We start from the raw sequence: 12,011 nt of genomic DNA, 5'->3' as shown, positions 1-12,011 counted from the left end.
GCGATAATGCCCAAGGAGTTAACACTGACGGATTTATTCTCCAGTAAGCCACGCTTGCACAGTTTCTCAAGGCTTAAATCGCAGTGACGCGAACAGAATTTAAGCTCAATCCAAGATGATCATCATAAGGTCATATTTCTGTCACACTCGTCATCAAGTTGACATATTTCCCTCGTATCTTTATCCCAGATAAATCCCAGACTGATTTTGGCGTGTACGCAATATTTATCATTGAAATTCCTTCACTTGTCGGCAGTAAATCTGATTGCACAACGGCGGATGAATGCTATTGTATATTGCGCCATGACGCTTGCTTAAAGGAGCTGTGCAGTGTCCCCGAATACCGATAAACTTTCGATTGATAAAGAACTCTCTTGGTTGTCTTTTAATGAGCGGGTATTGCAAGAAGCCTGCGATCACAATGTTCCCTTAGTGGAGCGAGTGCGCTTTTTAGGGATATTTTCCAATAACATGGATGAGTTTTTTAGGGTGCGTGTGGCTGCGGTCAGACGCTCCATTTTGCTGTCATCCCTGCAGGAAGGTCGCAGTAATAGCCGCCATTTAATGGCCAAGATCCAATCGAAAGTCATGGCATTGCAAGAAAGGTTCGATGGCATATACACGGATTTAATGCGCGAACTTGTGCGCCGTAATATTTTGTTAATCAATGAGAAACAATTAAGCGAGTTCCACAGCGACTGGCTGAAAAAGCATTTTAGAGACCATTTCAAACGCCATATAGCGCCGCTTATGGTCAATAATAATCGCGATCTGATCAAGCAAATCAACGACGACGCCACCTATTTGTGTGTGTGTTTGTTCACTAAAGCTCGCCGCCAATACGCCTTAGTCGAAGTGCCGACTAAAAATGTACCGCGATTTATCGAACTCCCAGCCGAAAAGAGTAAAGCGAAAAAATATCTGATTTTATTAGATAACATTATTCGCCACTGCGTGGATGAACTCTTTGGTCCCTTCTTCGAGTACGATGCTATCGAAGTGTATTCGATGAAGTTAACCCGCGATGCCGATTTTGATATCACTGACGAGCTTGAACAAACCCAGCTGGAGAAAATGACCAAGGGATTGAAAAAACGTCTTACCGCCGAGCCTGTGCGCTTAGTGTATGACAAAGAAATGCCCGAACACATGTTGGTGATGCTCAAAGAAAACCTGAACATCAGCTCGACCGAATGTTTGATCCCAGGCGGGCGTTACCATAGCTTTAAAGACTTTATCGCCTTCCCCAACCCGAGCCGCGACTACCTCGAAAACGAAAAACTACCGGCGCTCAATAGTGCAGGTTTTGGCCGCAGTGCCAACAGTTTCGATGCGATTCGGATGGGCGATATCATGCTCAATTATCCGTACCATAAGTTTTCCCACTTTACCGAAATGGTGCGCCAAGCGGCCTACGATCCGGCGGTGCGCTTTATTCGAATTAATTTATATCGAGTGGCGAAAAAATCCCATGTGATGCAATCGCTTATCGATGCAGTGAAGAACGGCAAACAAGTCACCGCCGTAATTGAACTCAGGGCCAGATTCGATGAGCAATCCAACATCGAATGGACCCGCATCTTGGCCGAAGCGGGCGTCAAAGTTCACCACGGTATCACCAGCTTAAAAGTGCATTCCAAGTTGTGTTTAATTGGCCGCGAAGAACAAGGGGAAATCAAACTTTATTGTCACGTCGGCTCAGGCAACTTTAACGAAGGCACGGCGCGGGTCTACACTGACTTGTCGCTGTTCACCGCCAATCAAGAAATTGCCCGTGAAGTGGAGCAAGTGTTTGACTTAATTGAGCATCCGTATCGCCGCGATAACTTCCAGCATTTAATCGTGTCGCCCTACGATGCCAGACAAAAACTGAGTCACTTGATTGATAATGAAATCGTCAATGCCCAAAGCCATATGAAGGCGGCGATTACCTTAAAACTAAATAACTTACTCGATGAATCCTTAGTACAAAAGCTCTATGAAGCCTCGGCGGCTGGGGTCAAAATCAAGTTACTTATTCGCGGCATGTGTTCGCTTATCCCGCAAATTCCGGGGATCAGCGACAACATCGAAGTCTATAGTATCGTCGACCGATTCCTCGAACACTCGCGGGTGATGCTGTTCCACGCGGGTGGAGAGAACAAACTCTTTATCTGCTCCGCCGACTGGATGAGCCGCAACATAGATAATCGCGTCGAAGTGAGTGTGCCGATTTATGATCTGCGCCTAAAACAGATGATAATGGATATTTTATCCTTACAGTTCAATGACAACACTAAAGCACGTGTCATCAACAAGGAACAAAGTAATCCTTATCGGAATCGCGGTAACAAACGAAAAGTGCGTTCTCAAATTGCCATTTATCAATATCTGATTAATTATGAGAAGCGCCAACTGCAAGAATTTAATGCCTTACGTATGTCCACCCATGAGGGTGACGCTGAGCGAGAAGTGAAAACTCAGCCTGACATAACACCTGAGTTACGGGCCAAAGCCAGCTAATCGCTGGCTTTATATCGCTTTGATTGCCTAAGGATAATCCGATTGGTAACCACATATTCGCACACACAGTCACACGCTACGCCCAGCAATGTACTCGCAAACTCTAAATCGCGCCACTTTGTCGCCATCGATATGGGGTCGAACAGTTTTCATCTGGTCATTGCCCGCGAGCAAGATGGCAGTTTGCAGATTTTACATAAAGAAAAACAACAGGTTCAGCTCGCCACTGGGCTCAATGCGCAAAATATTCTCGACAATGATGCCATAGAACGTGGACTCAATTGCCTACGGGATTTTAACCAACGATTTTCCAATCTCGACCAAGCGCAAGTAAGATTAGTCGCCACCCACACTCTGAGAATCGCCAAAAACCGCGATCAGTTTATCGAGGCTGCACTCGCCATCATGCCCTATCCGGTGGAGGTCATTTCGGGCCATGAAGAAGCGCGTTTGATTTATAACGGTATTGCCCAAAGCCAAGTGCTAGGGAAAAGTAATTTAGTCATCGACATCGGTGGCGGATCTACCGAAGTGGTGATCGGCCAGAAAAATACCCCAACTCAGTTATCTAGCCTGCGCTGCGGTTGTGTGAGTTTTAATGAGCGTTTCTTTATTGATGGGCTCATCACCCCAGCCTCATTTCGCGATGCCCAAAGTGCGGCCGATAAGCAGTTCGCGTCGCTCTCAAAGGAATATTTCGCGGGTGGCTGGGAACTCACCTTGGGTAGCTCAGGCACAGTAAAAGCCATCTGCGAAGCAATTCAAGAAGAGCACGGCGATGAAACCATCACGCTGCCACGACTCAAACAGCTCAAAATCAAGTTAATCAAATGTGGCCATATTAGCCAAATCCAATTTGCCAACGTCGATGATAAACGCATTCCCTTAGTGCCCGCCGGACTTGCCATTTTGATCAGCTTTTTTAGGCGCTTACCGATTCAAAAACTTGAGTTTAGCCCAGGAGCACTGCGTGAAGGCGTACTCTATGAACTGGCAAAGATTGGTCAATATCAGGATATTCGCCACCGCACCGTCGACAGTATTGCCCAGCTTTATCATATCGATATGGCCCACGCGGCTAAGGTACGCGACACTGCTATGGCCTTGTTTGAACAGGTCGCCGATGAATGGCAATTAAGGCCCCATGCGCGCTTGCTTGCCTATAGCGCGACTTTACATGAAATCGGATTACACATTAATTCAAAATCCCTGCACAAACACGGCGGTTACATTATCAGTAACAGTGACTTACCTGGGTTTAGCGAAGCATTACAGCTGGATTTAGCGCGACTTATCACCAACCACAGAAAAAAGCCTAACGAATTAATGCTCGCTGAACTCGATCCCAACCATAAGCTCACGCTCAATCGCCTACTCAGCCTGCTTAGGCTCGCTGTCTTGCTCAATCTTGGCCGTATCGCTAAGACGCTGACCTTAGATCATATTAAAGTGATCCCCGATGGACTCATGCTAGTACTACCAAGCCATAAGCGGAAAATCAGCTTGTTTATGAAAGATTTACAGCGAGAACAAAAACAAATGCTCACCCTTGGAATGAACCTGCGTTTAGTGTCTAGTCTGACTTAGCTGTTACGGCGTTAGCTCAGCCTAACGTGGCCGAGGCGAGTGTGGGTTAACTCTGTGTGAATACGTTTAGCGAAGAATTCAGCACTGAAATATGCCCTTAATCGAGGGCCATTATCTCGCCTAAAACAAGGTTAAGTTAGCTGTCAATCTGGCTAGGTAACCGGATTTCAACAGCATAGCGGTAGACTTAATCCATGCGCCACAACAGATTAAAGTTTAAAGGATTTTTAACCCTTCACTAAAGCACAAATTCCTGCTCGCGCGTTTGCCGCTGAGTGGGAATTTCTGCTATCATCCACGGCTGACTAATCATAATTCCACGAATTTAAAGATAATCAGAGTCAAACCCTTTTTATCTCGCGATATCAGCCCCATCGCCTGCAGGTACAAGTATGATTAACCACTTTAGTGTGCTTGGTATAAAACCCAGTGCCAAAGAAGACGACATTAAAAAAGCCTATCGACGGCTGTCAAACAAATATCATCCCGACAAGTTGTTAGGCGCCTCGGAAGAGGAAAAGCAGCAAGCCGCCGTACAACTTGAACGCGTTAAAAATGCTTATGATGTGTTGTCCGATCCTAAGCGACGTAACGCGTTTATCAAAGATTTCAATAACGTCATAGTGACCGATCCCGCGAGCGCCATGCGCGAGCTGTGGGATCAATTTTATCCTTGAGCGTTTTCTAGAGTAGTGTCAAATGGTCAAAAAACTGAATATCTCACGCATTAATGAGCTAAAAAATAATGCCTACGACAATATCGAGTCCTACGACGATCCCGATACACCTAAAGCGCTAGAGCAATTTACTAGCCAAATCAAAAAGGTGTTAGAAGCCGATCCTAAGATGCTCGATACTGTGCCTGAGTACCTGCCTGTCGCGCTTTACGGTCGAATTAAGTTTCCCGCCGAAGCCAAACTCAAGTGGGCACATTGGATAAACACGGCAACTCAACCCGAGTGGGATGAGTTTAAAGTCACGATTGGCTTTAACAATGCTGATTTACCTTTAGTGTTAGCCGTGCGTGGTTACTCGGAAACCTTACTGATTGAAAGCTGCGCCGTGCTGTATTTACTTGAAAATCAAGGTAAAACAACGCCAGCAGCAAAACATCACGACGATGACGATGAAGATGATGACAACGATTATGTTGGCACCTCAGATAACGACGACGATGATGAAGGCGAAGAGGAAGATGGCTACTACGATCACTACGATGATGAGGACCGCTAATGAACACTAGTCTCATTGAGATTACCGTCGCCGAAATTAAAGAGTTGGCGGACGTAGAGCCAAAACAAGCGAGCAAACGCTTTGAAATCATTGCAAATACCATGAGCGACGAGCAATTAGTCGAAGTTATCGAACACATGGATATCGTCACGCTGACCCAAATCAACAGTCATCATGATATCTCTTGCCCTTCGATCATGTCTGAACTCATGACCCCAGAACAAATTCGCGACATCGTCTGTCAGCAACCTTTGTACTGGGAAGAAAAAATCAAAAACAATGCCGAAGAGCTTATTCAGCATACCTTTGATTTTTTGACCTATTTAATTCGCATCCAAGATAGCGAAGAAAAGCAAACTGCGATTCTAGAATGTATAGCCGAAGATCCAGCGGGCCTCTTCTACCTGTCGATCCCTTTCATCGAAATGATGTTAGGCGAAAAACATGAAGATGAAGACGGCTACACAGATCTCTACGATGACGAAGAAGACACTGAAACCATCGGCTACGACAGCCGCGTCGCCAGTGAAGATGCACACAGCCTCAGCATAGACGACCCACGCAGCCTAATGGCCTTGATCCACGAACTCGCGCCCGATGTTGAAAAAGCCATTAAGAGTCTGCTACGAAACGAAAGCTCAGGTTGGGAAATGATCATCAGCAAGTTTGTCAACGAGCTGGTTATTCAAGCCAAAGAGAAAAACCAAGTGACGGATGAATACGCTGAAGTCGATGATATGTTTAGCTTTTTGGATTAAGGAATTATTTGATGCAACTGGTACTGCGTGATGTAGATCAAGGACCCTACCTGAGCAAGGTATTGATCCAAGGCCAAGCAGACGAAACGCTGAGCGGTGAACAGCTGTCACAAATCAAATCCAAAGCCATTTTGATGAGCCTCAAACTGGCCGATAAGTTTTACAACAAGTACAAAATGCACCTGCTCGAACAAGCGGCGCACGATGTCATTGGTGTGGTGAGTCTTGGTTTGATGGAATTATCAAACCAAAACCCACAGCAGGCGATACGCCTGTTGATCACCGCCGATGGCGTAGTCAAATGCTTTCAAAAAGGCTGGAGCATGCTCAGCACTGTCAGCAAGCATAAACTCATCAACGGCAAGTCACTGTACGGTGATGTCGACAAGTTCTTGCTCGAACAAGTGTCCAGCCCGCCCGATGCGGAAGAATGGTTAGGCTATGAAGCCTATCAAGATGCCCTGCTTGAACATCAACGCCAACAGTCGATAGCGGCCCTATTGGCACAGTTTTACGCGCAATCGAGCTATGATCCGCTAGATTTTCTCAATCTAGAGAGTGTATTAGCCGAAGCGGTACTGTATCGATTGTTGTTTGATGGCGCCAAAGTCAGACAGGATTTGAAAAAGCGTATCGGCAAAATCACCTTAAAAGAGGAATGGTTTACCCGTGAGCATATCGAATTGGAAACCCAGAAAGCGTTAGCAGAATTACCCGCAGAACTCGCTGAAACCATCAGTAAAGATCTCGGTAAAAACTTTGTCCCCGCCCTACTGCGTACCCTGCACTTTGCGAAAAGCTACCGCGAACTCTTACTCAGCGACGCTTCACCCGAGCGCTTAGAAAGATTCGAACATAAAGAAGGTCTCGTCGGCCTCCTTGGCTGGCCACTCTACATAGTACTTTGATCGGTCCTTTAATCAGTAGTGTGTTCAGTACGTTAACGAGTACTTAAGTCGTTTTAAAATGAGTGCTTTATTGAAAAATAAAGCACTTTTTAATGTCTTGTTTCTCTATGTCCAATCCCATCAATCAGTATTTAGGTCTCAGCTTTGAGTGTTTTTAGCTTTAAAATAAGTAACTTACAGAGATATAACTCTTCAGTTAGATAAATTCTGGAGATTCATCCCTCCTCAGATAACCCCAAATCCGAAACATACCATTTTCTATTGAATAAGGAATTGAATATTGGGCTAATTGTGCGCTTACAACATCAGAAAAGTCCGTCACTCGATCCGCCACTAATCTGCCTAGCCATTCTCTTTTGAATGGATCAACTTCTAACCACTCAATGGTTTCTGCTATTTCAAGCAACTCGTGCCACCACACAGCAGTAAAACCTGCATTAGGGTTTTCATCATAAATCAATTTGTATCGCACATGGGGAGTAAAGTCTTCAGACTCATTTAATGCCTTTTCAAGCTCGCACCACTTTGTTTTATTCATTACAGACGAAAGCTGATGCTCGTTTACATACTTCAAAACTTCAGAATTCATTTTTTAGTGTCTCAAGCGACTAAGTGAAAAACTTAATGATATAGCTTTAATAGATATATATTGCCAATAAAAACTAATTAAAATGACAGATAAAATGATGGGTAATAAATTAGGCCAGCCATTTTTAACCGTGGAGCGCTTATTGGTTTGACCTACTCATATTGGCTTGCCATCGTATTTGCTCGTCGACAGGGTGAATAGAAGCCTAGGGATTCTAAGTTTATGAACGAGAGCCATGGAGGGCGAACTGGCAGTTAAGCATGGATGTTGTTCAAGTCCGCCAATCATCATGGATCACCTTTCGTGCATTCGCGTAATCTGTAGATTTAAAGACATACGCAACATACTTTGGGACAGAAATGTGTTGAAAAGTAGTGTTTGGGGAGCAGTAATTTCAGTTGTTAGAAGTTTAGCGTTTACGGGTATCCACTCGCACAGGCTTGCCATGGCATTCGCTCGTCGACTCGCAGCCAGTCCATCCTTGGATGCTCGACCGCCCCGTCCATGGGGCGGACGGTCGTCTCACAAATCACCATGGCTCACCTTTCGTGCATTCGCGTAATCTGTAGGTTTTAAAGGCATAGGTAGTACACTTTGGGACAGAAATGATTTAGAGCTTAAGCATTAAAGCTCATGCTTCACATTATAATTATTAATGCAAAGCTTCAAGTAAGAGTTAAGAAAGCGGGTTTATGTTCACTGAGAGATGGATGGATTGCAGTTCACTCTCGAAACAAGAAGCTAACCAGAAAGCCTAGGTTAGACGTTCTAAATGAACCGCCCTCGACTTTGGCATCCAGCTTCGCCCTACTTCCTAAATCCATTTAGTCGTGTGCAGAGCCGAATACAGGGTGGTTTGGGGGCTGGAGGTTAGATACCTCCGGCTACCCGATTAAGTGTCAATTACGTAGCCATTCAACAAGATCTATTATACTTTGGTGATCATTGCATGCTTGGGCTAACCCATGAATTGATACATTATTTTTAAATTGCGCCCAAGCGCTTTCATCTTTACTTGTTGTTCCAATATGAGCCTCAATAGCACCTTTTTTCCAAACCCAAATGCTTTGTGCTTTCATTTTATTATGTAAAGAATTTATTAATGGAATTGCGGCTTGCTGACTAGCTAAAGCTTCAAAAGCTTTCGCCGCACTTATTGCATTGGTGTTTTTAGGTAAACCATTCCCATTTAACATCACACCATGGGATTGAACTAAATTAGGAAGCATAGCCTTCAACGCAACTAAATCTTGATCAGTAGATAAAATAAAGTTATCCCTTACTGCACCCGTAAAACAATAATCTAGATCACATATTGCTTTTGAGGGTAAATCCATTGCACCAAGTATTTCTAATGATTTTTTTGTATCGTTAACACCACTTTGCGCGACAAGAGCATGTTTTTCCTGTCCCATAGTTAAATTAGCAACTGATTTGAATAAAAAAGGAAGTAAACGTAACTCCGTTTTCCCCTCAGTTAAGATGACATTTTCAGCAAATAAAACTTGATTAGAGTGTGATAAATTAAACAACTGCTCCATCTGATGCATAGAATTAGGCACAACTCTTTGAATAGCATCTGTCAATCTAAGTCTTGAATGAGTGCCATGAGAATCATTTTTTCTAATTAATAATGTTTTTTCAGCTAATTCTGGAGTAATCATTTGAGCTGAGTGAGTAGTAATTAGTACTTGATATCCATTTTCTGATAATGCTACTAAAGCCTCTCTGATTTGCTCAATAGCAAAAGGATGTAAATATAATTCAGGCTCATCGATTAACAATAATGTAGTTGAGCTTGAATTGTTGTTAACTCTTTTAATTTCCGCTAAATATTGAACTAAAGCCATCTGGATAGAACGTTGAGCACCATGACCATACGAAGAAAAGTCTCTACCATTTCCAGTTCCTTCAAAAACTTTTATTGTACCTGCTTTGATCAAATCATCTATTGAAGGCGTGTCAAAGTGAAGTTTTACACTCATGCCTGGAAACAAGTCATTTACTTTAGAGTTAACGTTTTGATCGATTGTTGAAAGTTCCCCAAATCGCATATCTCCGTCAGATGAAATTCGTCTTCCTACCTCATTGAGGTGAAGGTTTAACTCTGTTTCATGCGCCGCTTTTACTGGAGTCAGAAATTCTGCGAGTAACTTCCCAATTGTTGTGGAGGTTTTGGCTTTTGAAGCATCTTCAGCTGCATTTTCCATAGCACCAATTCTGATAGGCTCAGGAAGTAGTACACTAATAGCATTATCAAGACCTGTTGGGTTTACAGCCCACTCAGCTTCTACTTCATCCCATACTGAAATTTTAATATCTGCTGTTTTTTCACTAGGAATTGCTTGAAATCGTCGTATTTTTAACGTTTCATTTTGAATATATTTTCCGATAGAGCTTTTTTGCCTTGGTGGCATTGAATCGAGAAGAGCTTGAGTAACACCTTCTATAGTTGCGATTACTTCAATTGGCTGAGTAGCATCGAAAAAGTCTTTTTCTGGTAAACTAGATTTTTTAAGTAACCATTGAATAGCAGACAAGCAATTCGATTTACCTGCATTATTATAACCAACTAAAGGAGTAAAACTTGACAGTTTAAACTCTGCATCAATGACAGATTTGAAGTTTTTTATTACTACATTCGATATTTTGTGGGACATAATTCCTCCATGATGTGCCAGCCTATCCTTTGACACTTAGCGTATGTATAGTGCGCATGCACAGTTAACTATCAGTGTGCAAAGAACTTATCAGCTTTTTATCAAATACACCATCCGGAAAAACGCGCATGCGCATTTTCTAAATCTATTATCTAACCGACATAAAACTTAAGAATTTAATTTTTAATAGTTTTATCTTTACAGTATTGGGATAACGCGCATGTAATTTAAGTAAAAGCACTCAATACTAGGCATTTATGAACACAACTGTATAGCATTTCAATTTTGATCAGTCATGATGAAGAGCTAAAAGTCGGGTTAAAAAGCAGAACTAATAGATAAGGATTTGTAGGGCAAGTAGTTCGTCAATTTTCGATTCACTAAACGAGTGCTAGCAAACTTTGGGGCAAAAGGATAAATGACGGTGGAACAACTTGTTCAATATTTGGGATAAGGTCGCCGCTTCGCGCAGCCTAACCTTATTTGTTAGACTTTGAAAACATTTGGATAATTAAGAACCTCATAAGTATTCTTACATGCATTGATAATTTTGGTTTTTCTTTGCTCTTTTGACCATCCATTAATGTATTCACAGTACCATTCGTCCTCGAGAACTGTAAAATCGCCAAATGAACTAGGATAGTCAAGTTTTACGTTTGCATTATATATCATTGAAACACCAACTTCTGGGGTTAAAGATCCGTCAACCACCTCTTTCATTAAAACTTTGGCATAACCTTCAATTGCTTCTTCATCGTTTGGTCGTTCAATATCTAGTTCTGATAAAACTCTATTGAAGTAATCATCGGCTTCGAATTCATTTATAGGCTTTATGAGTGTAGCTAAAATAGCAATATATGGCGTATCTACACCTTGTTCAAGCAAGCTCATAGCCCATGCACACTTATACTCACTGCCACCGCAGACCATAGCGATTTGCCCCATAGCTTTGTATGTTTCAATTTTCTGCGATTCAGAGAACATTTCTTCAATAGTTCCTAACGCTTTTCTTAATTTGCACCAAAAACTGATTCACGATTTGCATCGAAAAATGATCCACCGAAGTAAGTTTGTAAATGGAGGCGAACAGTTCCTGATGACTACATTGTCTCATTACTAAAATTTGGTCAATCTAAAAGCACCAAGTCGTACATATTAAGTCATTGCTTAATTGGAATGGGGCAATAGCTTTTTAGCTAAACAAACAGCAGAAGTGTCAGTTAAGTTGGCATTGTTGTACCAGTGACCGTTGGCGGCATGGATGCTGCCGTCGAGCCTATAGGGATATATTTACGGCGAGTCACTGGGGAAGCAATGACAATTCATGCTGCACAACTGACAACAAAGTTATCTTGCTTTAGGGCAATATCTTTTAGCTAAACGAGCAGCTAGAGGGTTAGTTAAGATTGGTATTGTTGCACCAGTGACCTTCTAAAACAGGATGTTTTAGCTGAGCCCTCAGGGAGGCTTATTTTGAAAGAAATAGACGAGTCACAGGGGAAACAATGACAATGAATACAGCACAACTGACGACAAAGTTATCTTGCTTTGTGCATTAGCTTTTTAGCTAAACAAACAGCGAAAGGGTTAGTTAAAATTGGCATTGTTGCACCTGTAACCTTCTAAAACAGGGATATTTTATTAGAGCCCTCAGGGAGGCTTCTTGTTAAATAAAGAGGTGATGAGTCACTGGGGAAACAATGAAAATTGATGCGTCACAACTGACAACAACTTTATTTTGCTTTTGGGCAAAAAGAAAAGCCCGCGGCTGCGG

The 12,011-nt window shown here is 42.7% G+C and carries 9 protein-coding genes; 6 read left to right on the top strand and 3 right to left on the bottom strand.

Annotation, left to right across the window (positions count from 1 at the left end; translation table 11 throughout):
* Nucleotides 1–330: 330 nt before the first annotated feature.
* From ppk1 to atcC, 6 genes are all read left to right on the top strand, one after another.
* Nucleotides 331–2,502 (top strand): polyphosphate kinase 1, encoded by a 2,172-nt coding sequence (ppk1, locus tag L5M51_RS01285; protein WP_028760273.1) that lies wholly within the window; start codon nt 331–333, stop codon nt 2,500–2,502.
* 42 nt (nt 2,503–2,544) lie between these two features.
* Nucleotides 2,545–4,089: an exopolyphosphatase gene (ppx, locus tag L5M51_RS01280; protein WP_173496575.1), complete on the top strand. Its 1,545-nt coding sequence runs from the start codon at nt 2,545–2,547 to the stop codon at nt 4,087–4,089.
* Between the two features lie 392 nt (nt 4,090–4,481).
* Nucleotides 4,482–4,766 (top strand): J domain-containing protein, encoded by a 285-nt coding sequence (locus tag L5M51_RS01275; RefSeq protein ID WP_006081330.1) that lies wholly within the window; start codon nt 4,482–4,484, stop codon nt 4,764–4,766.
* A gap of 22 nt (nt 4,767–4,788) precedes the next feature.
* Entirely contained in the window at nt 4,789–5,322 is a 534-nt protein-coding gene (atcA, locus tag L5M51_RS01270) for a cold adaptation protein AtcA (RefSeq protein WP_131525555.1), read from the top strand.
* Complete coding sequence (gene atcB / locus L5M51_RS01265) at nt 5,322–6,080, top strand: cold adaptation protein AtcB (RefSeq protein ID WP_006086363.1); 759 nt, start codon at nt 5,322–5,324, stop codon at nt 6,078–6,080. Before atcA ends, atcB begins: the two co-directional genes overlap by 1 nt.
* Before the next feature lie 11 nt (nt 6,081–6,091).
* Entirely contained in the window at nt 6,092–6,988 is an 897-nt protein-coding gene (gene atcC, locus L5M51_RS01260; RefSeq protein WP_131525556.1) for a cold adaptation protein AtcC, read from the top strand.
* A 196-nt stretch (nt 6,989–7,184) separates the two neighbouring features.
* Here atcC and L5M51_RS01255 read toward each other — a convergent pair whose 3' ends face one another.
* The 3 genes from L5M51_RS01255 to L5M51_RS01245 form a co-directional block, all read right to left on the bottom strand.
* Entirely contained in the window at nt 7,185–7,577 is a 393-nt protein-coding gene (locus L5M51_RS01255; protein WP_131525557.1) for a DUF6678 family protein, read from the bottom strand.
* Nucleotides 7,578–8,476: 899 nt separating this feature from the next.
* Nucleotides 8,477–10,237 carry an ATP-dependent nuclease gene (locus tag L5M51_RS01250; protein WP_263166489.1) on the bottom strand — a complete coding sequence of 587 codons (1,761 nt, stop codon included), beginning with the start codon at nt 10,235–10,237 and terminating at the stop codon, nt 8,477–8,479.
* A 486-nt stretch (nt 10,238–10,723) separates the two neighbouring features.
* Entirely contained in the window at nt 10,724–11,221 is a 498-nt protein-coding gene (locus L5M51_RS01245) for a hypothetical protein (RefSeq protein ID WP_263166492.1), read from the bottom strand.
* Nucleotides 11,222–12,011: the final 790 nt, after the last annotated feature.

It is taken from the genome of Shewanella sp. SM73, assembly GCF_025653795.1.
Classification (GTDB): domain Bacteria; phylum Pseudomonadota; class Gammaproteobacteria; order Enterobacterales; family Shewanellaceae; genus Shewanella; species Shewanella oncorhynchi.
Note: the sequence above shows the minus strand (reverse complement) of the source record. Positions and strands in the feature narration are given on the sequence as shown.